This is a genomic window from Streptomyces brasiliensis (assembly GCF_014647875.1).
GTDB classification, from domain to species: domain Bacteria; phylum Actinomycetota; class Actinomycetes; order Streptomycetales; family Streptomycetaceae; genus Streptomyces; species Streptomyces brasiliensis.
The window spans coordinates 59147-81220 of record NZ_BMQA01000017.1 but is presented as its reverse complement, the minus strand read 5'-3'; the positions used below and the strand labels follow the sequence as shown (position 1 = coordinate 81220).

Sequence of the window (22074 nt, the reverse complement as noted above, 5' to 3'; positions counted from 1 at the left end):
CCTACGCGCCGAAGTACGCGAGCAGTCTGGCACGCGATGCCGTCTCGCACACCTGTCCGCCGCGGAATTCGCGCTTCAAGGCTCGGCTCAACCCACCTGGGACTGAAGGTACTTGGCAGTCGCGGGGTCCGCGGGCAGGAACGTCTCGATCGCCAGCTCGGCCACGGTCACGTCCATGGGCGTGTTGAAGGTGGAGATCGACGACACGAAGGACAGTACGCGGCCCTCGTGCTCGATCCGCAGCGGCAGCGCGAAGTACACGGCGGGCTCGGCGGGTTCGGCCTCCGGCCGGTCCTCGGGCACCGGATAGGCCGCCACCTCCTCGTACAGGGCGCGCAGCGCGTCCGAGCGGTGCAGGGCGATCTGCCGTTCCATCTGCGCGAGGAGATGCCCGCGCCATTCGCGCAGGTTGCGGATGCGCGGCGCGAGACCGTCGGGGTGCAGCGTCAGCCGCATCGCGTTCGGGGCGGGCGTCAGCAGCGAATCGGGTACGCCCTCCAGCAGCATGATGATGCCCCGGTTGGCGGCGACGACCGTGTACGTGGCGTCCACGACCAGCGCCGGATACGGCTCGTAGCCCTGGATCAGCCGCTCCATGCCGTCGCGCAGCGCGTCCAGCGCCGGGTCGGCGAGCGGGGTCTCCGGGTAGTGCGGGGCGTAACCGGCCGCCAGCAGCAGCGCGTTGCGTTCGCGTACCGGGACGTCCAGGTGGTCCGCCAGCCGCAGCACCATCTCCTCGCTCGGCCGGGAGCGGCCCGTCTCGACGAAGCTGATGTGCCGGGCGGAGGAGTCGGCGCGCAGGGCCAGCTTCAGCTGGCTGATCCGGCGCCGCTCCCGCCAGGCCCGCAGCAGCGGGCCGACGCCCTGGCCGGCGGTGGCGGACGCGACGATGGTCATGCTTTCGACCGTAGTCGAGAAGCGTGCGCGGGTACGACCGTAAAATCAGGCCCGGGAGCCGGGCCGTGCGCCCGCGCGCCCCGCGCATGCCCCACCACCGGACTCCGGCCAGGCACTCCGAGGGCCTCCTGTGGCAGGCTGAACAGATACGCGACCCCCTGAAGGGAGCCGGGCCATGACCGTCGCACCGCTGTCGCAGAAGGAGATCGAGGACCGGCTGGCCGAGCTGCCGGGCTGGTCGCTCGACGGGGACCGTATCGCCCGCACGTACCGGCTGGGCTCGCACTTCGCGGCCGCGGCGCTGGTTGTGCACATCGCCCAGGTCCAGGACGAGCTGGACCACCACTCCGACCTCACCCTCGGCTACAACACGGTGTCGCTGACCGTGAACACCCACAGCGTGGGCGGTGCCGTCACCGAGAAGGACTTCGAGCTGGCCCGCCGGGTGGAGGACCTCGCCCCGGGCCACGGCGCGCGCTGACGCCCGTGCTGGACTACGGCAAGGAAGCCGAGGCGTACGACGCGACGCGCGGCGGCGAGGCGCGGGCCGGGGCGGCCGCCGACGCCGCCCTCGGCCTGGTCCCGGCCGACGCGAGCCGCCTCCTGGACGTCGCATGCGGCACTGGAATCGTGACCCGCCGGCTGGCGGCGGACCGCCCCGGCCTGCAGGTCACGGGGTGCGACCTCACAGCCGGCATGGCGCGGATGGCGGCGGCCCGCCTGCCCGGCGCGATCCTGCTGGCGGACAGCCGTCGACTGCCCTTTTCCGATGGCACGTTCGACGCGGTGACCAGCATCTGGCTGCTGCATCTGCTGGAGGACCCCGCCGAGGTCCGCGCGGTCGTCGCCGAGTGCGCGCGGGTGCTGCGGCCGGGCGGTGTGTACGTCACCACGGTCGACAAGGCCGCCGCGCACGACGTGGGCAGCGACATAGACTCCGTCATGGCCCCACGGCCACGCCGCCCGGCCCGTGACGCCTGCGCGACCGTGGCCGCACACGCCGCCGAACACGGCCTGCTGCCCGCCGGCCGGGCGTCCTTCGTCGGCCTCGGCCAGGGCCGCAGCCCCCGGCGCACGATCGCTGACCTGCGCCGCGGCTGGTTCACCGTGCTACCGCCCGGCGACCCCCGCACGGAGACCTACGCCGACCGCCTGGCCACCCTCCCCGACCAGGACCGCCCCCGGCCCGACCCCCGCTTCACCCTGCGGTGCTTCAGGAGGCCGGAGGCCGGCTGAAGTCCATGATCCAGTTGGTCACCCAGGTCCGCCCGCCGTCGACGGAGAAGGCCTGCTCCCAGTGGGCCCCGCGGGACGAGACCCCGGTCCGGACGAACCGGACCCGGACGTCCTCGCCGTCGGGGTTTCGTCGCCGTGGAGCACGCCCCGGACGCCCACGAGGCGGCCGACGACCGGCGGGAACAGCTTGCCGCTGCGGCTGAACGACCGGTTCAGCGACCACAGCGCGGTCTCCCGGTCGAACCGCTGGTACGTCGTGGCGGGCCCGGGACCGCGCACCTGTCGCGTCGACAAGATCCTGGAACTCACCGCCTCGCCCGAGGGGTTCACCCGGCCCGAAGGGTTCGACCTGGCCGCGTGCCGGGAGACGTACCAGCGTGACTTCCACGACCGTCCGTATCGCGGCGAGGCATTGGTGCGACTGGCCCCGGGCGTGACGCTCGCCCGGGAGGTACGGACGGGGCCGGCGGACGAAGCCGGCTGGACCCGGGCCACGGTCCCCGTCGAGTCCCTCGACCACGCCTACGCCGAATTCCTGCGCCTGGGCACGGACATCGAGGTCCTCGCGCCGCCCGAACTTCGAGAAAGGATCAAGCGAACAGTGACGGAGCCGGCCGGGAGGTACGGCGGTCAGGCCTGACGGGCGGTTCCCGGGGGGTCAGTCACTGGGGGACAGACCTCGGCGGATCGCCGCCTCGACCGGCGAGTACGTCAGGTCGGGCCGATCCAGTTCGTACGGGACCGCCGGAAGCAGCGCCGGCTGCGCCATGAAGCGGGGCCGGGTGCCGTGGTGGGGCTGGGCGGCGTGGACGAGGAAGGGGTGACAGAGGTAGACGTCACCGGGGCGACCGGTGGCCCATGCCAGGCGCCGTCCGGCGGAGGCCGCCGCCACCTTCGGACCGAGTTCCAGGAACGAGGCCCCTTCCTCGCCGTACGGCTCCAGCACCGGCGGGACGTCGAGATGCGAGCCGACGCGGATACGGGTCGGGGCGTCGGCTTCCGTGACCTCGCTGAAGAGGAACAGCATCAGCAGGGCGCGGTCCCGGGACCATAGGTTCGCGTGCCAGAGCGTTACGCCTTCGGCACCCTCGGAACTCTCGGGCAGATAGCTCCCCTCGATGTGCCACCCGGCGTCGTCCGGCTCGTCCGGGTGCGGGAACCGTAGCGGAAAACTGCCCAGCGAGTAGCGCGGAACCCACCGCCCCGGCCCCACGAGCAGCTCGAACGCCTGGTGAAGAACAGGGGAGTTGACGGCGGCGGCGAACGGCCCCTGCGCCATGTCACCCACCCACACGACAGGGTCCTTCCACGTGCCGGGATCGTCCGGGTCGTACCCCGTCTCGCGCCACAGCAGCCGCGCGCAGTCCTCGGCGACGCGCGGCGGAAAGGCGCCCTCGATCTTCACGAACCCGTCGTCGAGGAAACGCTCCACCAGTCCGTCGTTCATCGAGCCATCGTGGGCGATGAGCGGTCCGGACCGCATCCGCTTTTTGCCGCCCCCGCAACAGGACTGGCCCGCAGCCGGTGTGCCGTCGCAGGCTGGCGGCACACGGACGAGAGGCTGACCCCATGGCGCACCACCCTCACCACCATCGCCACGATCACGACGGCGACACGACCGACATCGACTGGGCAGAGATGGCCCAGCTGCTGGAGGCGCAAGCCGAGCTGGGCCTGCCCATGTACGAGCAGGCCCTGGCCTGGCTGGCGAAGGAGGTGACCGAGCCGGGGCTGATCGTCGACGCGGGCAGCGGGCCGGGCGTCGTGTCATGCCTGTTCGCCGAGACGTTCCCGGGCGCGCGGGTCATGGCGGTGGACGGCAGCGAGCCGCTGCTCGAGCGGGCCCGGGCCCGTGCCGCGCGCCGGGGCGTCGCGGACCGCTTCGGCACGCTGGCGGGAGAACTCCCGGGTGTTCTGGACGAGTTGGAGTACCCGGCCGACCTGCTCTGGGCGAGCCGCAGCCTCCACCACCTCGGCGACCAGCGGGCCGCGCTTGCCGCCTTCGGCCGGCGGCTGGCGCCCGGTGGCACCCTGGCCCTCCTGGAGGGCGGCCTGCCCCACCGCTTCCTGCCCCGGGACATCGGGATCGGCCGGCCGGGTCTGGAGGCGCGCATCGACACGGTGCAGGAGGAGTGGTTCGCCCGTATGCGGGCCGACCTGCCCGACAGCGTCGCGGTGACGGAGGACTGGCCGGCGCTGCTGACGGCCGCGGGTCTCAAATACACCCGCACCCGCAGCTTCCTCCTCGACCTGCCCGCACCGCCCTCCGACCGGGTCCGCGCCTATGTGGCCGCGTCCTACACCCGCGTCCGCGACAGCTTCACCGAGAGCCTGGACGCCGAGGACCGCGCCACGGTGGACCGTCTCCTCGACCCGGACGACCCGGCGAGCGTGCACCACCGCCCGGACCTGTTCGTGCTGTCGGCGTACACGGTGCACACGGCGGTACGGCCCGTGTAGCTCTGGGTGCCGTCGGTCACCCGGTGGCGATCCGGGGACGTGCCTCGGGCCGGATCAGGTCGCGCTGGTACCAGGTGCCCGGCTTGCCGCCGAGGTGGGCCGGGTCAGCCGGGCCGATCGGGACGAACCCGGCTTTGGTCAGCACCCTCTGGGACGCGGCATTCTCGAGTGCGGTGGCCGCCCGCAGCGTGGACAGCCCGTGCCGCGCCGCCGCCAGGCGGCACACCTCCCGGACGGTCGCGGTCGCCACGCCGCGGCCGGCGACGTGCTGCGCGACCCGGTAGCCGAGTTCCGCGGTGCCGTCCTCGATGTCGACCAGGTTGAACCTGCCCAGGACCGAGCCGTCCTCCGCGACGAGCACGTGGAACGCGCAGATGCCGGCCTCCTGTTCAGCCAGCAACGCGTTGTACCGATCCGTGAATCGGTCGAAGAAGTCGTCGCCGCGATCGGAGACCGAGGCCGCGAAGTAGGCGCGGTTCGCCAACTCGAAAGCGAGGACCGCCGGGGCGAGGCCGGCATGCAGCCGCTTCAGCTCGGGCATGGCCCGACTCTATCCTCAGCACCCCCGACGGCGCTGCCTGCGTAGAGGTCGCCACCACCCCACCGTCCACAGAGGCGACTCGAAGCACCACCACGGCCCCCAACTCACCTTCCCCCCAAGCCGATGGACCGCCTTCATCGCCTACGCCGCGACCGACCACGGACTTGACTTCGAGAGCGCTCGAAATGATGGACTCACGGTCGTTCACCGAACGAACGCAGGGGGCATCCACCATGACCGACTCACCGGTCGCGCTCATCACCGGCGGCGGCAGCGGGATCGGCGCCGCCGTCGCGCGGCAACTGCTCGACGCCGGGCACCGGGTCACCGTAACCGGTCGCGGAGAGGCGCGGCTTCGGGACTTCGCCGACCGACTCGGCAATCCCGACGGGCTGTTGACCGTCACCGGCAACACCGCCGAGTACGACGACGTACGCGCCGCCGTCGAGACCACGCTCAAGGCCTACGGCCGACTGGACACCGTCGTAGCCAACGCCGGGTTCGCCACCCACGATTCGGTCGCCGAGGGTGACCCGGCCGGGTGGACCGAGATGGTGCTCACCAACGTCCTCGGGCCGGCGCTGCTCATCCGTGCCTCCATCGACGCCCTCAAGGAGACACGGGGGCGGATCGTGCTCGTGGGCAGCGTCGCCGGGTTCGTGAACACGCCCGGGAACATCTACGGCGCCACCAAGTGGGCCGTCACCGGGCTCGCCGAGAACACCCGGCGTCAGGTCACCGAGTTCGGTGTCGGCGTCACGCTGATCGCGCCCGGGCGTGTGGAGACTCCCTTCTGGGACAGCTACGGGAGTCTGCCGCCCGGTCATCTCCTCACCGCCGACCAGATCGCCGACTCGGTCGTCTGGGCCGTCCGGCAGCCCGACGGCGTCGACGTCAACACCGTCGTCGTACGGCCCATCGGGCAGCCCAACTGACCCGCGCGCAAGGCCCGGTAGCGTGCCGCGCTCGGTACCGGGCCCTGCCGTGCCGTCCGCTCAGTTGCTCTGCAGGAACTGCTTCGCCAGCTGGTCGCCCAGAGTCACCGCCGCGCTGTGGCTCTCGATCGGCGACACCTTCGAGTTCTTGAACAGGATGTAGGTCACGCCCGACTCCGCGCCGCCCGTCTCCGGGTCGGGGTCGATGCCCAGGGCCTGGGCCGTGGCGTACGAGGCCTCGCCGACGATCTGCGTGGGACCGGTGTCGCCGACGACCGCGTACTCGACCTTGTTGTTGTAGATGACGGCGACGACCCCGCCGCCCTTTATGCCGGCGTCGGAGTAGTTCCATATGCCGCTGGAGCTGGGGACCACGACGTACGGCAGTGTGTCGGCGCGCAGCGGCTGGCCGTCGGACTGGTGGAACGCCGTGTCGTCCTGGTACCAGGGGTCGGTGTCCTCGTTGCAGTTCGAGGTGCGCCGGCCGTCGCAGTCGATGTCCATGTCGGCCTTCCAGAACACCGCGCCGTTCTTGCCGCAGACCGGGATCGTGGCCGAGGTCTCCTCGTCGGTGCGGTACTTGCCGTTCGAGATCTGCTGGCAGGACGTCACCTTGGCGAGCAGGTCGGCCGCGCTGACCGTGCCCTCCTGGGTGGATGTGGGAGTCGTGGAGGCGCCGGAGGCGGTCGCGGGGAGTACTCCGGCGGCGAGCAGTGCGGCCCCGGAGGCCGCGGCGAGGGTCAGTGGTCGCATGCGCACTGTGGGGGACCCTTCTGTTAGGAAAGTTTCCTTACCGGTGCGGTACAAGGTGTCGTTCTTTACATGGCCCCGTCAAGGCCCCTGCCGCGAACGGGATTCCTCCGCGGCGTTTGCGACGGTTCACGGCGGAGAGAACACTAGGAAATATCGGACATTATGAAAATTCAACTCGAATTAGCCCTTACGGTCAGTCACGCAGCCCCCGGGGAGGCGAGGCGCCATGTTCGTTCGAACCGTCTACGCGACCGGCGATCCCGCGAAGATCGACACCGCCGTCCGTGCCCTGAACACGGAAGGCCGGGACCTGTTGGAGGACCGCCCCGGCTACCGCGGTTCCGGCGTCTTCGTGGACCGGGATCTCGGGAAGCTCCTCGCGGTCAGCTGGTGGGAGACCGAGGAGGGCAGGCGCAACAGTGACGAAGTGATGCGCGAACGGCGCGCGGGTCTCCTCGAGCCGTTCGCGGGCACCGTGTCCGTCCACAACTACGAGGTGGCGGTCTTCCATCCGGTCCAGCAGCCGCGTGCGGGCGGTGGACTGCGCGTCAGCAGACTGGAGTTCGACCCCGCCGACACGGATCTGCTCGCCGACACGTTCCGGGCGACCGTGGTGCCCCGCCTCGACCCCCTGCGGGGACTGGCCCGCGCGTCCCTGTTCGTGGACCGGGAACGCGGGAGCGGCATGGTCTGCTCCCTGTTCGTCGACCGCGACTCGCTCGCCGCGTCCCGCGCCATCCAGGCGGCGGCGCGTCACGAGGGCGCCGCCAAGGCGCACGTAGCCGTCGTCGGGCTGGAGGAGTTCGAGGTCGTGCACGCGGACGTGCACCCCTACTGAGGTCGTCCACAGGGGAGTCGGCGGCTCTTCCTCATACCTGCGCCCCGTCGTACGGAACTTCCGACGGGGCGTACGACCCTGTCGGGGCGGGTGTCAGCCGACGTCGAACGTCGCCGGGTCGGGGCCGATCCGACGGCCCTCGTTCAGGGCGCTGATCGCCGCGAGGTCCTCGGTGTCCAGGATGAAGTCGAAGACCTCGATGTTCTCCCGGATCCGCGACGGCGTCACGGACTTCGGGATCACGATGTTGCCGAGCTGGATGTGCCAGCGCAGCACGACCTGGGCCGGGGTGCGGTTGTGCTTCTGGCCGATGGCGATGATCGCCGGGACCTCGAGCAGGCCCTTGCCCTGGCCGAGCGGTGACCAGGCCTCGGTGGCGATGCCCTGCTCGGCGTGGTACTCGCGCGCCGCGTGCTGCTGCAGGTGCGGGTGCAGCTCGATCTGGTTGACCGCCGGGATGACCGAGGTCCCCGCGATCAGTCGCTGCAGGTGCTCGGGAAGGAAGTTGGAGGTGCCGATGGCGCGGATGCGGCCGTCGGCGTGCAGCTTCTCGAACGCCTTGTACGTGTCGACGTACTTGCCGCGGGCCGGCAGCGGCCAGTGGATCAGGTACAGGTCGAGGTAGTCCAGGCCCAGCTTCGCCAGGGACTCGTCGAACGCGCGCAGCGTCGCGTCGTACCCCTGGTCGCCGTTCCAGAGCTTGGTGGTGACGAAGAGGTCCTCGCGGGCGACACCGGAGGCGGCGATGGCCCGGCCGGTGCCCTCTTCGTTGCCGTAGATCGCCGCGGTGTCGATGCTGCGGTAACCGGTCTCGAGCGCCGTGGCCACCGCCCGCTCGGCCTCGTCGTCCGGCACCTGCCAGACGCCGAAGCCCAGCTGGGGCATCTCGACGCCGTTGTTGAGGATTTTCGGGGGGACCGTGCTGCTCACGAGCTCTTGATCCTTCGGTTGTCGACAGGTGTTATTACCCCAATCGTCAACGATCACGAGCCATTGTGCATTCCTGACCGCGGAATTCACCGGCGTCACGCCCGGTACAGCGCCTCGACCTCGTTCTCGTACGCCTTCTCGATCGCCTTGCGCTTCAGCTTCAACGACGGTGTCAGCAGGCCGTGTTCCTCGGTGAACGGCTGCGCCAGTATCCGGAAGGTACGGATCGACTCGGCCTGCGAGACCAGCGTGTTCGCGGCGACCACCGCGCGCCGCACCTCGGTCTCCAGATCGGGGTCGCGGACCAGCTGCGCCGGGGACAGCTGCGGCTTGCCGCGCATCTGCAGCCAGTGCTCCACGGCCTCCAGGTCGAGCGTGACCAGGGCGGCGACGTACGGCCGGTCGTTGCCGACGACGATGCACTGGTTGATCAGGGGATGGTCCCGGACGCGCTCCTCCAGAATCCCGGGGGAGACGCTCTTGCCGCCGGAGGTCACCAGGATCTCCTTCTTGCGGCCCGTGATGGTCAGATAGCCGTCCTCGTCCAGGGAGCCCAGGTCACCGGTGGCCAGCCAGCCGTCGTGCAGGGTCTCGTCGGTGGCCTTCTGGTTGTTGAGATAGCCCTGGAAGACGTTGTCGCCGTACAGCCAGATCTCGCCGTCGTCCGCGATGTGCACGGTGACGCCCGGGATGGCCTGGCCCACCGAGCCGTACCGGGTGCGCTCGGGCGGGTTGGCCGTGGCCGCCGCCGTCGTCTCGGTGAGGCCGTACCCCTCGTAGATCGGCACGCCCGCGCCCGCGAAGAACAGGCCGAGCCGGCGGTCCATGCCCGAGCCGCCGGACATTGCGTTGCGGATGCGGCCGCCCATCGCCGCGCGGACCTTGTTGTAGACCAGTTTGTCGAACAACTGGTGCTGCATGCGCAGCCCCGCCGACGGGCCCGGCCCGATGCCCCAGGCCTTCGCCTCGACCGCGTCCGCGTACTTCACCGCGATGTCGACGGCCTTCTCGAACGGCCCGGCCTTGCCCTCCTTCTCGGCCTTGCGCCGGGCCCCGTTGAACACCTTCTCGAAGATGTACGGCACGGCCAGGATGAACGTCGGCTTGAAGGCCAGCAGGTCGGGCATCAGGGCGGCCGCGTTCAGCTGCGGCTGGTGCCCGAAGCGGACCCGGCCGCGGAACGCGGCGACCTCCACCATGCGCCCGAAGACGTGCGCCAGCGGCAGGAACAGCAGGGTGGCCGCCTCGTCGCCCTTCTTCGAGCGGAACACCGGCTCCCAGCGCTGGACGACCGTGTCCGCCTCGAACATGAAGTTCCCGTGCGAGATGACACAGCCCTTGGGCCGGCCGGTGGTGCCCGAGGTGTAGATGATCGTGGCGATCGAGTCCGGGGTGACCGCCTGCCGGTGCCGGTGGACGACGTCGTCGTCCAGGTGCGCCCCCGCGTCGTACAGCTCCTGCACGGCGCCGGAGTCGAGCTGCCACAGCTCGCGCAGGTTCGGGAGCCGGTCGATGACGGTGGCGATCGTCATCGCGTGGTCCTCGTGCTCCACGACCGCCGCCGAGACCTCCGCGTCGTACAGCATCCAGAAGCACTGCTCGGCCGACGACGTGGGGTAGACCGGCACGACCTGGGCACCGATGGACCACAGCGCGAAGTCGAACAGGGTCCACTCGTAGCGCGTGCGGGACATGATGGCGACCCGGTCGCCGAACCGTACGCCGCGGGCGAGCAGCCCCTTGGCGAGGGCGAGGACCTCGTCACGGAACTCGGCGGAGGTCACGTCCCGCCACTGTCCGATTTCGTCCTTGCGTCCGAACGCGACGCGGAGAGGGTCTTGGAGGGCATGCTCGTAGACGGCATCGGCCAGTCCGCCCACCGGCGGTGCCGACGCCAACGGAGGGTTGGTGAACTCGCGCAATCCCCGCTCCCCGCTCCTTGCTCTCCAGTGGCGCTCTTCAGTGGCGCTCCTCACAGCGCCGTGAAAGCTACCCCACCCGGACACCGGGCGGGAGGGGGCCGGAATTCGGGCACATCCGGGATCTCCACTGGTCAGCGCCCGGAAAATGCCCGTAGATGGGGAAGGGTCGGTCAGAATCCTTACGGTTCCGTAGGTTTCTGCGCCGCAATCTCCACCGAATCTGTACGCGGCGATTACGGCCTCGACCGTCCGTGCCATCGGTATTCGGACCGCTCATTTTGCGCGAGGCCGGACCCGCCGCCAATACGTCGCGCAGCGTATTTACGGCGGAAAGTGCGCGGCTCCGGAGCGCGCAGGACGCCCCGGAGCCGACTCTTCCCCGCATCGTCGCCGGTCAACCGCGCGACGCCACCGTCTTCCCGACCACTTCCGGCTCGGCCTCCGTGCCGGCCTTCGGGCTGCGGACCAGGACGAGCACCGCGCCGCCCGCGACGAGGCCCGTCAGACCGGCGACCACCAGGGCCGAGTCGAGGCCCGAGGCGAAGGCCTCGCGCAGGGCGTGCCCGGGGAACGCCCTGCGCAGCGCTCCCGCGCCGCCGCCCGCGAGCGTGTGCGCCGCGTCGTGCGGGAGCGTCTCGGCCATGCGGGACGTGAGGACGGTGCCGAATACGGCGACCCCGAGCGCGTACCCCAGCTGCCGCAGGGTGTTGACCGCGCCGCCCGCCATCCCGGACCGCTCCGGCGCCACCGCCGCCAGCGCCGCACCGGCGACCGTCGGCGCCACGAAACCGGTGCCGATGCCCACCAGGACCAGTCCCGGCGTGAGCGCCGTCCAGCCGGAGCCCGCGTCGAGCACGGACTGGCAGAGGTTGCCCGAGCCGACCAGCAGCAGCCCGCCGCCCACGGTCAGCCGCGCCGGCACGCCGTGCAGCAGCCGCCCGACCAGGACCGAGACCACCATCGAGGCACCCGTCAGCGGCAGCAGCGTCAGGCCCGCGCGCACCGGGCTCATCTCCAGCAGCGTCTGCATCCAGATCGACTCGTACGTCAGTACGCCGAACGCCACCCCGCTGAACGCCAGCGAGCCCACCATCACGCCGACGAACGCGCGCGACCGCAGCAGCGCCAGGTCGAACAGCGGATGCGCCGTCCGCCGCTCCACCAGCACGAAGCACACCAGGGCCAGCGCGGCGAGGGCGAACGAGCCCAGCGTCCAGGTCTCGCCCCAGCCCTCCTCACCGGCCCGCACCACCGCGTACGTCGCCCCGCCCGCGAAGGCGGCGAACGTCACCGTGCCCGCCCAATCGACGTGCATCCCGGCCGGCCCCCGCGTCTCCGGCACCGCCCGCAGCGTCAGCCACACCGCGGCCACGCTCACCGGCAGGTTCACGAAGAAGATCCACCGCCAGCCCGGCCCTCCCGTCAGCAGCCCGCCGACGACCGGGCCGACCGCCGCCGCAGCGCCGCCCACCGCGCCCCACACACCGAGCGCCGCCGACCGCTGCCGCCCCTGGTAGGCCGAGGCCAGCAGCGGCAGTGTCGTCGCGAACATCCCGGCCGCGCCGATCCCCTGCAGCGCCCGGGCGGCCACCAGCATGCCGGGCCCGGACGCGACGCCGCACAGCAGACTCGCCACCGCGAACAACACGATCCCCACGACGTGCACCGTGCGCCGCCCCAGGACGTCGGCCGCGGCCCCGGCCCCCAGCAGCAGCGCGGCCAGCGCGAGCGCGTACCCGTCCACCACCCATTGCAGATCGCTCATCGACGCGTGCAGCGCCGCCGCGATGTCCGGCAGCGCCACCACCACGATCGTCACGTCCAGCAACAACATGAACGTGCCCAGACACACCGCCGTGAGCGGCCCCCATGTACGCATGTCCTCAACTCCCTGTACGACGGATGCGTATCGCTCCGTACGATGCGTACGGCACGGCGGATCGGGGTGGTACGGACCCCCCCGTGCGCCGGAATCCGACGGGAGGAACCATGCCGGTGCTGAAATCCGACACGCTGGACGAACTGGATCTGCAGGTGCTGTGCGCGCTCGAGATCGACGGCCGGGCCTCCTTCAGCCGCATCGGGCAGGTGCTCGGTGTCTCCGACCAGACGGTGGCCCGGCGCTTCCGCCGGCTGAGCGCCGAGGCCGGGCTGCGGGTCGTCGCGGTGCGCGACGCGGCGGCGCTCGGCCGGGACCAGTGGATGCTCAGGCTGCGCTGCACACCCGACAGCGCCACCGTCATCGCCGACGCCCTCGCCAAGCGCCCCGACACCCAGTGGATAGGGCTCGCCTCGGGCGGCACCGAGATCGCCTGCATGACCCGGCCGCGCAGCCCCGGAGAGCACGACGACCTCCTGCTCGGGAAGCTGCCGCGCACCCCGAGCGTCGTGGAGATCCGCGCCCAGCAGCTCCTGCACCGCTTCTACGGCGGTCCGACCGGCTGGTCCCGCAAGTTCGGGGCGCTGACCGCGGAGCAGGAGGCGGCCCTGCGCCCCGGCACCTGGCCGCCGGCCGGTCCGGCCCGCCTCGAACCGGAGGACGAGCCGCTGCTCGCCGCTCTGGAGCGCGACGGCCGCGCGAGCTACCCCGAACTCCAGCGCGCCACCGGCCGGTCCGAGTCGGCCGTCAAGCGCCGCCTCGCGGCCCTGCTGGCCTCCGGCGCGGTCTACATCGACGTCGAGTACCACTCCGAGGTCCTCGGCCACCCCGTCGCCGCCCTGCTGTGGATCACCACCTCGCCCGCGGCGGTGCACTCCGTCGGCGAGGCGCTGGCCACGCACCAGGAGGTCGCCTTCGCCGCCGCCACGGCCGGGCCGTCGCACATCGTCGTCACCGCCGTGTTCCCGGACACGGCGGGCCTGTACGCCTACCTGAGCGGGCCGCTGGGCCGGCTGGAGGGCGTCCAGCACGTGGAGTCGATGCCGTTCCTGCGCCGGGTCAAGCAGCTGACGTACCAGCGGCCGCGCTGACGGGGGCGGACGGCGCGCTTCAGCGGATGCCGGGGGACCGGCCGATGGTCTTCAGCCGGTTGCCGCCCGCGAGGATCGCCGCCGCCAGGGCGCCCGCCGCCTCCTGCGCGGACGTGCGGCGGTGCCCGTGCACCAGGACGAAGTCCACCGCGCCCAGTTCCGGCAGCCCCGTCCGCTCGGGCACCGGGGCGAGGCCGGGCGGCACCAGGCCGCGCGAGTGCGCCATCACGCCGAGGCCCGCCCGGGCCGCCGCGATCAGCCCGTTGAGGCTGCCGCTCGTGCACACGATGCGCCACTCCCGGCCCTGCCGCTCCAGCGCCTCCAGGGCCAGCGCGCGGGTGATGCCCGGCGGCGGGAACACGATGAGCGGCACCGGGCGGTCGGGGTCCACGCGCAGTCGCTCCGCGCCGATCCACACCAGCCGGTCGTGCCAGACCAGCTCACCGCGCGGATCCTCCGGGCGGCGCTTGGCCAGGACCAGGTCCAGCTTCCCGGCGGCCAGTTGCTCGTGCAGGGTGCCGGACAGCTCGACCGTCAGCTCCAGGTCGACCTCGGGATGGTCGTACCGGAAGCCCTCCAGGATCTCCGGCAGCCGGGTCAGCACGAAGTCCTCCGAGGCGCCGAACCGCAGCCGGCCGCGCACCCGGGTGCCGGTGAAGAACGCCGTCGCCTGCTCGTGGACCTCCAGGATCCGGCGGGCGAAGCCGAGCATGGCCTCCCCGTCCTCGGTCAGCTCCACGGAGTGGGTGTCGCGCGAGAACAGCTGCCGCCCGGCGGTGTCCTCCAGCCGCCGTACGTGCTGGCTGACGGTGGACTGGCGCAGCCCGAGCCGCTTGGCGGCCTGCGTGAAGCTGAGCGTCTGGGCGACCGAGAGGAACGTCCGCAGGTGCGTGGGGTCGTACACGGCCATAGGTTATCGCAGAACGCGATAACAGTCAGAGTGGTATGACGGATTCCCGATCGCGCGTCCGAGGAGGACGATGGGGAGGGGCCGTCCGGGCCCCGGAACGACCTGGATACGACACTCGTGACGAACAGCAAGTGGAGCACCGTGAAACGCCTGCACTGGCCGCGTTGGATGCCGGTCGACCCGTACATCCTGCTGCTGCTCGGGACGGTGGGTCTGGCCGCGCTCCTGCCCGCCCGGGGCACCGCCGCGGATGTCGCCTCCGGCGCGTCCACCGCCGCCATCGCCCTCCTGTTCTTCCTCTACGGTGTCCGTCTGTCCACCCGAGAGGCGCTGGAAGGTCTCAAGCACTGGCGCCTGCACGTCACCGTCCTAGCCGCCACCTTCGTGGTGTTCCCGCTGCTCGGTCTGGCCGCCCGCGGACTCGTCCCGGTGTTCCTGACCCACCCCCTCTACCAGGGGCTGCTGTTCCTCACCCTCGTGCCGTCCACGATCCAGTCGTCGATCGCGTTCACCTCGATCGCCCGTGGCAACGTACCCGCCGCGATCTGCGCAGGCTCCTTCTCCTCGCTGGTCGGCATCGTGCTCACACCGCTGCTCGCGGCCGCCCTGCTCGGCAACAGCGGCGGCGGCTTCTCGGCCGACTCGCTGATCAGGATCGTGCTCCAGCTCCTGGTGCCGTTCGTCGCCGGACAGCTGCTGCGGCGCTGGGTCGGCCCGTTCGTCGCCCGGCACCGGAAGGTGCTCGGTCTGGTCGACCGCGGCTCGATCCTGCTCGTCGTCTACACCGCGTTCAGCGAGGGCGTGGTCCAGGGCATCTGGCACCAGGTGAGCCCCGCACGGCTGGGCGGACTGCTCGTCGTCGAGGCCGCCCTGCTCGCCCTGATGCTCGCCCTGACCTGGTACGGCGGCAAGGTGCTGGGCTTCGGCCGGGCGGACCGGATCGCCATCCAGTTCGCCGGCTCGAAGAAGTCCCTCGCCTCCGGACTGCCCATGGCGAGCGTCCTGTTCGGCGCCCACGCCTCCCTCGCCGTGCTGCCGCTGATGCTCTTCCACCAGATGCAGCTCATGGTCTGCGCGGTCATCGCCAAGCGCCGCTCCCACGACCCGGAGGCGACGGCGTCACCGGCGGCGCCGGTCGCCCGCTCACGGACGGCGGTCGGCACGGGGAACCGCTCGCGCTGACGCGGACGGGTCTGGGTGCCGACCGGTCGAGGTCACGCCGCTGCACAGGTGACGTCCTGAGGGCCGTCACTTCTTGACGACCGTCACTTCTCGACCGCGACCCCCGCGTACATCGACGTCGTCCCGTCGGTCTCGTCCTCCTCGAGCGGGCCGTCGGGGTGCCGGCGGTACGTGGGCGTGATCCCCGGTTCCACCAGCTCGAGGCCGCCGAAGAGGGCCTCGAACTCGGCCTCGGACCGCACCTGGGCGGGGATCCCGCCCTTGCGGACGTGTCCTGGCCCGAGGTGACGGGGTACGTCCGGCAGGGTGGACCGTGTCTGGTTCGGCAGCGCGGGCGTACTGACGGGGGATGCCTGATGCCGCGCGCCCCGGTGCGAGTCGTATCGCACCGGGGCGCTCACCGCCCTCACGCTCGTGGTCGGCCGGGAGGGCGGTGAGTCGTACGGCGGTGAACGGTGCGGCGGCGAGGGCCGGGGTCGGTCGTGCATGCGGGCCGGGGTCAGTGGCCGCCGCTCACCCGGTCCAGAGGCAGCCACAGCACGCTGTTCCTCGTGGCGCGCAGCGCCTGCGGATCGGACAGCTCCGCGTCGGTCAACGCCCGGTCCCAGACGTGGACTTCGTCGATCGCGCCGGTGAAGAAGGCGCGGCTGTCCATGCGCTGGCCGATGTGCACGCCGAACGGCGAGTTGCGGCTGACCGAGCCGGTGACGTCGGCGACGGACGAGGCGGTGCCGTCGATGAACAGCGTCAACTGCCCCCCGCCCCGGCGCAGCACCAGGTGGTGCCACTGTCCGTCGTTGTAGGCACCCGTGGTGCTCACGGCCACCGTCCGCACGTCGGTCTTTCCGTCCCGCACGGTGATCAGTCCGCGCACCCGGTCGCTGTCGGGCTCGCCGCGCAGCCAGACCTGCGGCTGGGTGGTGCCGATGCCGCCCATCCACAGCAGCGGCTGCTCGCCGGTCGTGGCCGAGTAGCGGAACCACAGCGACGCGGTGAAGTCCTTGGTGCCGAGCGGCAGCCGGTCGTCGTACGGCAGGCGTACGGCGTCGTCGGTACCGTCGAACTGCAGGGCGCCGCCGGACACGCCCCGCGTCTCGGTGGCCCCGCCGAGGACGGACGCGCGACGGGCGTGCGGGGCCAGGTCGGCGGTGGTGGGGTCGGGGCCGCGGCGCGGCTGGAGCCAGTCCTCGGTGAAGCGGGCGAAGCGGATCTCGTCACGTGCGTCGACCGCGCCGCCCTCGTAGATCAGCCCCACCGACTCGGGCCCGGTGCGCACCATGTCGGAATAGCCGGACCAGTCCGTCGTGACGACGGTGCCGCGGTCCACGCTGTCCCAGGTGCGCCCGCCGTCGTAGCTGGAGCGGATCATCATGGTGCGGCGGCGGTCGGGGTCCGCCGGGCAGGCCAGCAGGATGCGGCCGCCGAGCCGCAGCATCGAGCCCTGGACCTGGGGCGTGTAGAGGTCCGGCTGGTCGCGGAAGGGCGCGGTGAAGCTCGTGCCGCCGTCACGGCTGACGGCCTGGGTTCGGTGGCCGAGGTCCGTGCCGTCCTGCTCGCGGCCGCTGACCAGGACCGAGCCGTCGACCCGCTCGGTGAGCGTCAGCTCGGACGGCTTCTGCCGGAAGGTGCCGTCGGCGGCGATCGGCCAGCTGTCCGTGGCCCCGATCCGCCAGTGGTGGCCGCCGTCGTCGCTGACGATCAGCGCCGCGTGGTTGGCGCTGACCCGAGTGCCGTCCCACGTCTCGGTGTTGACGCCGAAGACCAGTCGGCCGGCGTACCTGCCGCGGGTGAGCTGGATCCCGTGCACCGGGCCGGTCGCGTACCAGGAGTTCCAGTTCGGCGGCAGGATCTCGGGGCTCAGGTCGCGCGGCGCGGACCAGGTCAGGCCGTCGTCGTCGCTGTACTGCAGATGCGGGGTGCGGTCGCAGGGGACCTGGCAACTGGCGCTGTCCGTACGGCCCGTGTTGTAGGTCTCCGCCAGCACGATGCGGCCGGTGTCACGGTCCACGATCGGCGCCGGGTTGCCGTGGGTGTCGCCCGCGCCCTTGTTGACCACCTGGAGCGGGCCCCAGGTGCGGCCACCGTCGGTGGAGCGCTTGAGCACGATGTCTATGTCGGCGGCGTCGCCGCAGTTGAGGACCCGGCCCTCGGCGAAGGCCAGGAGCGTGCCGTCGGTGGTCCGGACGATCGCCGGGATGCGGAAGCAGGCGTAACCGGGGTCCTGGGACGCCTTGAAGATGATCTGCTGGGAGAAGTCGGGGTTGTCGGCGGCCGGCTCGGCGGCGTGCGCCGGATGCGGCAGTGCGAACAGTGCGGCCGCCGTGACGAGGACGGCGGCCAAGGTGGTTCTCAGGCGTGCGCTGAGACTTGACGGCATGGTGCGACCTGCCCTTCATGCGTCAGGACATCTGGACATCCCATGTCCAACGTGCGCTTCACAGACGTTAGTTGGGTCACAGTCACCCCACAAGAAGCGTGCGGGGACTTCAGGGGCGAAGCGCCACTCTGCCGAGGTCGCGCGGCGATCCGATCACCTCGTGCGCCTTCGCCGTATCCGTCGGCGCGAACTCGTCGTGCACGGCGGGTCGCGGGGCCCCGTCGGCGAACAGCCGCCACAGTTCCTGCCGCTGCCGCTCGTACGACTCCGGCTTTCCGTGCGCTATCCGGGCCATTCCGAACCCGATCACCGACTTGGCGCCCACGAGCAGGTCGTACGCCGAGACGGTCCCGCCGCCCGAGCTGTACGCCACCAGCCGCCCGCCCGGTGCCGGCGCCGCGACGGTTCGGGGAGGGGGGACTCCCCCAGGAACAGGGGGCCGTCGACGGACTCGTACCGGACGCGGCGCATCGCACCTCCAGAAATCATTGGGAGCTCCAACGGTATCGGAGGTCGTGGGGAAGTCCAACGACTCCTTCGTTAGGGTGTGTCCATGGCCGAAGCACCCCTCCTGGCGATCCGCTCACTGCCCAGCTGGCTGCTGAGCAGGGCGGCCGCACGCGGCCGGGGTCTGGTGGGACGGGCACTCGCCGCGGAGGGGCTGAAGACGTGGCACCACGTGGTGCTCTCCGCCGTCCGCGATCTCGCGCCCGTCGCCCAGGCCGACCTCGGCCGTGGCATCGGACTCGACCCCAAGGACCTGGTCGGCGTCCTCAACGACCTCCAGGCCTCCGGCCTCGTCGTCCGCGCACCGGACCCCGGGGACCGCCGCAAGAACGCGGTCTCGCTCACCGCGGAGGGCGGGCGGCTGCTCAGGCGCTGCGAGAAGGTGGCCCGCGCTGCCAACGACGAACTGCTCGCCCCGCTGTCGGCCGCCGAACGCGACCAGTTCATGGGCCTGTTGATCCGGATTTCCGGTACGGACGATTGACGGCGGCTAACGTTCCGTCATGACCGCACCTCTCCCGCTCGATCCGGCGCACACCGCCCTCGTTCTCGTCGACCTGATGGACCGCATCGTCGCGCTGCCCCTGGAGCCCCGAAAGGGCACCGAAGTCCTCACCACCGCCGAGGAGTTGGCGGTCGCGTTCCGCTCCGCCGGCGCGCCCGTCGTGCTCGTCCGCGGGGAGCGCCCCGGGGCCGCCGAACAGCCGCCCGGCAGCGGGCTGGTCGCGGGGCTGCTGAAGGACGGGGACGTGGAGGTCGTCAAGCGGACCATCGGCGCCTTCCAGGGCACGGACCTCGACGCCCGGCTGCGCGAACGCGGGGTGACCCGGCTGGTGTTCGGCGGCATCGCCACCAACCTCGCGTGGAGTCCACCGCCCGCGCCGCCGGCGACCTCGGCTACGACCTCGTCTTCGTCGAGGACGCGATGGCCGCGCTCACCGCCGCCGAGCACGACGCGTCGGTGCGGCTCGACTTTCCCAGGCTGGGCACGGTCGTGAGTGCGGCGGAGGCGGTGTTCGCGAAGCCCTGACGGATCAACGGCGTGAGCGCGGCCGGGGCGTGCTTCGCGAGCCCCCGACCGTTCAGACCAGCAGCCCGCCGCCGTCCACGTCCACCACCGAACCGGTGCTGTAGCCGCCACGCATCAGGTACAGGTACGCCTCCGCCACGTCCTCCGGCGCGCCCACCCGGCCCACGGGCAGTGCGGCGGCGGTGGATTCGAACAGGCCGCCGCGGTCCTTCTCGGACAGCGCCCGCCACAGATCGGTGCGTACCACACCGGGGGAGACCACGTTGACCCTGATCGGCGCCAGCTCCAGGGCGAGCGCCCTGGTCAGCGACTCCATCGCCCCGCACAGGCTTGCCGCGACGGTCGTGCCCGGCCGTGGGCGCCGGCCCGCACTGCCGGTGGTCAGCACCACGGAACCGCCCTCGCGGATGAAGGGGGCGCCGTGCTTGACGGCCGAGTAGGCGCCCCACAGCCGGGTGTCCAGGAACCGCTTCGAGCGGGCCAGGTCCGACTCCGCCAGGCTCTCCATCAGCAGCGACTCGCCCGCCGTGTACACCAGATGGTCGAAGGCGCCGACCCGCTCGAAGAAGGCGCGCACCTCGTCCTCGTCCGTCGCGTCGAGCGTGAGTCCCTCGGCGCCCTCCGGCAGCTGTTTCAGCGCGGCGTCCACGCTCTCCCGGCGGCGGGAGGCGACCACGACGTCCGCGCCCTCCCGGGCGGCCGCCCCGGCGACGGCCAGGCCGATGCCCGACGTACCGCCGACGACCACGATCCGCTGTCCTCGCAGGCCCATGTCCATGCCTTCCGATCGTTGCCGGACCCCCTGTCCGGCGTCGTCCAGGCTGCGCCCGCGGGCACCTCGCCGTCCAACACCTCTTGTGGCCGTGGCGATACCCTGAAGGCATCGCCACCGGTCGGCGGAAGGGGCTCGGATGGACCTCGACCTGCGGAAGGTCCGCTACTTCGTGGCGGTCGCCGAACTGCTGCACTTCGGCCGCGCCGCCGAGCGTCTGCACATCACGCAGCCGGTGCTGAGCCGTCAGATCCGGGCGCTGGAGAAGGACCTGGACACCACGCTCTTCGAACGCGACAGTCATGGTGTCACCTTGACGTCCGCGGGGCGTCAACTTTTCGACGACGCCCGTCAGTTGCTCGCCTCCGCGGACGCCACCCGGCGCCGGGTGCACCGGGCCGCGCGCGGCCCGCGCCGGTTCGTCGTGGGCTTCCGGGCAGGCGTCGTCACGCACACCCTGCGCGCCTTCAAGGCCGCCCACCCCGGTGTCGACGTCCAGGCCCGGCGTGTGGAGTGGGACGACCAGGAGCGGCTGATCCTCGACGGGACCGTAGACCTCGCGTACCTGCGCCGGCCGATCGACGAGCGCGGGCTCAGGCTGCTGCCGCTGTTCAGCGAGGCCCGCGTGGCGATGCTCCCTGCCGACCACCGGCTCGCGGGCAAGCAGGAGCTGGCCGTGTCGGACCTCGACGGCGAGGCCTGGCTGCGCTACTCCGATCCGGGGCCCGACGACGTGCCGATCCGCACCATCGAGGAGAAGTTCGAGCACGTGGCAGCGGGGACGGGCATCACGCTCGTGCCGACGTCGATCGCCGAGCAGTACTCCCGCCCCGACATCGCCTACGTGCCCGTGTCCGACGCGGAGCCCGACCAGGTGTTCCTCGCCTGGGAGGAGGGCCGCCGCTCACCCCTGATCACCGCGTTCGCGAAGATCGCACAGGACCAGGGCTGAGGGGCCGCCCGTCAGCCGTGCGCGGCGGCCGTGTGCAGCGCGATGCGGTCCTCGCCCGCGTACACGTTCATCGAGCTGCCCCGCAGGAAGCCCACCAGCGTCAGCCCGGTCTCGGCGGCCAGGTCCACCGCCAGCGACGACGGCGCCGAGACCGCCGCGAGCACCGGGATGCCCGCCATCACGGCCTTCTGCGCCAGCTCGAAGGAGGCCCGCCCCGAGACCAGCAGGATCGTGCGGGACAGCGGCAGGTCACCGCTCTGCAGGGCACGGCCGACCAGCTTGTCCACCGCGTTGTGCCGGCCCACGTCCTCCCGTACGTCCAGCAGCTCCCCGTGCTCGGAGAACAGGGCCGCCGCGTGCAGACCGCCGGTCCGGTCGAACACCCGCTGCGCCGCCCGCAGCCGGTCGGGCAGGCCGGCGAGGAGCTTGGTGTCCACCCGGACCGGGGGAGTGTCGGCGATCGGCCAGCGGGCGGTCGTACGGACCGCGTCCAGGCTCGCCTTGCCGCACAGCCCGCAGGACGATGTCGTGTACACGTTCCGCTCGAGCGTGATGTCGGGGATCACCACCCCCGGTGCCGTCCGCACGTCCACCACGTTGTACGTGTTCGAGCCGTCCACGGTGGCGCCCGCGCAGTAGACGATGTTCTGCAGGTCCCCGGACTCGGCGAGCACACCCTCGCTCACCAGGAAGCCGGCGGCCAGGGCGAAGTCGTCGCCCGGCGTGCGCATCGTGATGGCCAGGGGGTTGCCGTTGAGCCTGATCTCCAGGGGTTCCTCGGCCACCAGCGTGTCCGGTCGGGTGCTCAGCGCCCCGTCCCGGATGCGGATCACCTTGCGTCGTTCCGTGACTCGTCCCATTC

Annotated in this window: 22 protein-coding genes and 3 pseudogenes; 12 read left to right on the top strand and 13 right to left on the bottom strand. The window is 71.6% G+C overall.

Features of this window, described 5'->3' with window-relative positions; all coding sequences use genetic code 11:
- Positions 1-87: 87 nt before the first annotated feature.
- On the bottom strand, positions 88-897 hold the full coding sequence (locus IEZ19_RS24765; RefSeq protein WP_189313485.1) for a helix-turn-helix domain-containing protein: 810 nt from the start codon (positions 895-897) through the stop codon (positions 88-90).
- Between the two features lie 175 nt (positions 898-1072).
- Here IEZ19_RS24765 and IEZ19_RS24760 point away from each other — a divergent pair, with 175 nt between their 5' ends.
- The 3 genes from IEZ19_RS24760 to IEZ19_RS24750 all read left to right on the top strand — a co-directional run bounded on the left by IEZ19_RS24760 (position 1073) and on the right by IEZ19_RS24750 (position 2773).
- Positions 1073-1378: a 4a-hydroxytetrahydrobiopterin dehydratase gene (locus tag IEZ19_RS24760; protein ID WP_189313484.1), complete on the top strand. Its 306-nt coding sequence runs from the start codon at positions 1073-1075 to the stop codon at positions 1376-1378.
- Between the two features lie 5 nt (positions 1379-1383).
- Positions 1384-2133, top strand: coding sequence for a class I SAM-dependent methyltransferase (locus IEZ19_RS24755; protein ID WP_189313483.1), 750 nt, complete (start codon positions 1384-1386; stop codon positions 2131-2133).
- A 187-nt stretch (positions 2134-2320) separates the two neighbouring features.
- Positions 2321-2773 carry a helix-turn-helix transcriptional regulator gene (locus tag IEZ19_RS24750; RefSeq protein ID WP_308428997.1) on the top strand — a complete coding sequence of 151 codons (453 nt, stop codon included), beginning with the start codon at positions 2321-2323 and terminating at the stop codon, positions 2771-2773.
- An 18-nt stretch (positions 2774-2791) separates the two neighbouring features.
- Here the strand turns inward: IEZ19_RS24750 and IEZ19_RS24745 are convergent, their stop codons facing one another.
- Positions 2792-3580, bottom strand: a complete 789-nt coding sequence (locus tag IEZ19_RS24745; protein WP_189313482.1) for a phytanoyl-CoA dioxygenase family protein — start codon at positions 3578-3580, stop codon at positions 2792-2794.
- A 122-nt stretch (positions 3581-3702) separates the two neighbouring features.
- Here IEZ19_RS24745 and IEZ19_RS24740 point away from each other — a divergent pair, with 122 nt between their 5' ends.
- Positions 3703-4593, top strand: a complete 891-nt coding sequence (locus IEZ19_RS24740) for a class I SAM-dependent methyltransferase (RefSeq protein ID WP_189313481.1) — start codon at positions 3703-3705, stop codon at positions 4591-4593.
- A 16-nt stretch (positions 4594-4609) separates the two neighbouring features.
- Here IEZ19_RS24740 and IEZ19_RS24735 read toward each other — a convergent pair whose 3' ends face one another.
- Positions 4610-5134 carry a GNAT family N-acetyltransferase gene (locus IEZ19_RS24735; protein ID WP_189313480.1) on the bottom strand — a complete coding sequence of 175 codons (525 nt, stop codon included), beginning with the start codon at positions 5132-5134 and terminating at the stop codon, positions 4610-4612.
- On the opposite strand from IEZ19_RS24735, the pseudogene IEZ19_RS53550 reads away from it, so the two are divergent.
- Positions 5133-5270: pseudogene (locus tag IEZ19_RS53550) on the top strand (DUF397 domain-containing protein); the annotation flags it as partial. The gene IEZ19_RS24735 and the pseudogene IEZ19_RS53550 sit on opposite strands and share 2 nt — an antisense overlap.
- Positions 5271-5367: 97 nt before the next feature.
- Complete coding sequence (locus IEZ19_RS24725; RefSeq protein ID WP_189313479.1) at positions 5368-6069, top strand: SDR family oxidoreductase; 702 nt, start codon at positions 5368-5370, stop codon at positions 6067-6069.
- A gap of 60 nt (positions 6070-6129) precedes the next feature.
- Here the strand turns inward: IEZ19_RS24725 and IEZ19_RS24720 are convergent, their stop codons facing one another.
- Positions 6130-6828 (bottom strand): glycoside hydrolase family 75 protein, encoded by a 699-nt coding sequence (locus IEZ19_RS24720; RefSeq protein ID WP_189313478.1) that lies wholly within the window; start codon positions 6826-6828, stop codon positions 6130-6132.
- A 220-nt stretch (positions 6829-7048) separates the two neighbouring features.
- Between IEZ19_RS24720 and IEZ19_RS24715 the strand changes: the two genes are divergently transcribed.
- Positions 7049-7660: a hypothetical protein gene (locus tag IEZ19_RS24715; protein WP_189313477.1), complete on the top strand. Its 612-nt coding sequence runs from the start codon at positions 7049-7051 to the stop codon at positions 7658-7660.
- A 93-nt stretch (positions 7661-7753) separates the two neighbouring features.
- Here the strand turns inward: IEZ19_RS24715 and IEZ19_RS24710 are convergent, their stop codons facing one another.
- The 3 genes from IEZ19_RS24710 to IEZ19_RS24700 form a co-directional block, all read right to left on the bottom strand.
- Positions 7754-8590 carry an aldo/keto reductase gene (locus IEZ19_RS24710; protein ID WP_308428996.1) on the bottom strand — a complete coding sequence of 279 codons (837 nt, stop codon included), beginning with the start codon at positions 8588-8590 and terminating at the stop codon, positions 7754-7756.
- A 95-nt stretch (positions 8591-8685) separates the two neighbouring features.
- Positions 8686-10512 carry an AMP-dependent synthetase/ligase gene (locus IEZ19_RS24705; RefSeq protein WP_189313476.1) on the bottom strand — a complete coding sequence of 609 codons (1827 nt, stop codon included), beginning with the start codon at positions 10510-10512 and terminating at the stop codon, positions 8686-8688.
- A gap of 394 nt (positions 10513-10906) precedes the next feature.
- The gene (locus IEZ19_RS24700; RefSeq protein ID WP_189313475.1) at positions 10907-12391 is read right to left on the bottom strand and encodes an MFS transporter; all 1485 of its coding nucleotides are present in this window, start codon (positions 12389-12391) and stop codon (positions 10907-10909) included.
- 110 nt (positions 12392-12501) lie between these two features.
- On the opposite strand from IEZ19_RS24700, the gene IEZ19_RS24695 reads away from it, so the two are divergent.
- Entirely contained in the window at positions 12502-13482 is a 981-nt protein-coding gene (locus IEZ19_RS24695) for an Lrp/AsnC family transcriptional regulator (protein WP_189313474.1), read from the top strand.
- A gap of 19 nt (positions 13483-13501) precedes the next feature.
- On the opposite strand, the gene IEZ19_RS24690 is transcribed toward IEZ19_RS24695, so the two are convergent.
- Complete coding sequence (locus IEZ19_RS24690) at positions 13502-14386, bottom strand: LysR substrate-binding domain-containing protein (RefSeq protein ID WP_189313473.1); 885 nt, start codon at positions 14384-14386, stop codon at positions 13502-13504.
- A gap of 174 nt (positions 14387-14560) precedes the next feature.
- Here IEZ19_RS24690 and IEZ19_RS24685 point away from each other — a divergent pair, with 174 nt between their 5' ends.
- Entirely contained in the window at positions 14561-15574 is a 1014-nt protein-coding gene (locus IEZ19_RS24685) for a bile acid:sodium symporter family protein (protein WP_189313555.1), read from the top strand.
- A gap of 83 nt (positions 15575-15657) precedes the next feature.
- Here the strand turns inward: IEZ19_RS24685 and IEZ19_RS24680 are convergent, their stop codons facing one another.
- From IEZ19_RS24680 to IEZ19_RS24670, 3 genes and pseudogenes are all read right to left on the bottom strand, one after another.
- A complete protein-coding gene (locus tag IEZ19_RS24680) occupies positions 15658-15975 on the bottom strand; it encodes an SAM-dependent methyltransferase (protein WP_229840697.1) in 318 nt (105 codons plus the stop codon).
- Between the two features lie 98 nt (positions 15976-16073).
- Complete coding sequence (locus IEZ19_RS24675; RefSeq protein ID WP_189313471.1) at positions 16074-17951, bottom strand: sialidase family protein; 1878 nt, start codon at positions 17949-17951, stop codon at positions 16074-16076.
- A gap of 109 nt (positions 17952-18060) precedes the next feature.
- Positions 18061-18354: pseudogene (locus IEZ19_RS24670) on the bottom strand (quinone oxidoreductase family protein); the annotation flags it as partial.
- A 150-nt stretch (positions 18355-18504) separates the two neighbouring features.
- Here IEZ19_RS24670 and IEZ19_RS24665 point away from each other — a divergent pair.
- Together IEZ19_RS24665 and IEZ19_RS24660 are read left to right on the top strand one after the other, a co-directional pair.
- The gene (locus IEZ19_RS24665) at positions 18505-18942 is read left to right on the top strand and encodes a MarR family winged helix-turn-helix transcriptional regulator (protein ID WP_189313470.1); all 438 of its coding nucleotides are present in this window, start codon (positions 18505-18507) and stop codon (positions 18940-18942) included.
- A 19-nt stretch (positions 18943-18961) separates the two neighbouring features.
- A pseudogene (locus IEZ19_RS24660) lies at positions 18962-19488 on the top strand (isochorismatase family protein).
- Between the two features lie 52 nt (positions 19489-19540).
- Here the strand turns inward: IEZ19_RS24660 and IEZ19_RS24655 are convergent.
- Positions 19541-20266 (bottom strand): SDR family oxidoreductase, encoded by a 726-nt coding sequence (locus IEZ19_RS24655; RefSeq protein WP_229840690.1) that lies wholly within the window; start codon positions 20264-20266, stop codon positions 19541-19543.
- A 133-nt stretch (positions 20267-20399) separates the two neighbouring features.
- On the opposite strand from IEZ19_RS24655, the gene IEZ19_RS24650 reads away from it, so the two are divergent.
- Positions 20400-21212 carry a LysR family transcriptional regulator gene (locus tag IEZ19_RS24650; RefSeq protein WP_189313469.1) on the top strand — a complete coding sequence of 271 codons (813 nt, stop codon included), beginning with the start codon at positions 20400-20402 and terminating at the stop codon, positions 21210-21212.
- An 11-nt stretch (positions 21213-21223) separates the two neighbouring features.
- Here the strand turns inward: IEZ19_RS24650 and fdhD are convergent, their stop codons facing one another.
- Positions 21224-22072, bottom strand: coding sequence for a formate dehydrogenase accessory sulfurtransferase FdhD (gene fdhD, locus IEZ19_RS24645; protein ID WP_189313468.1), 849 nt, complete (start codon positions 22070-22072; stop codon positions 21224-21226).
- Positions 22073-22074: the final 2 nt, after the last annotated feature.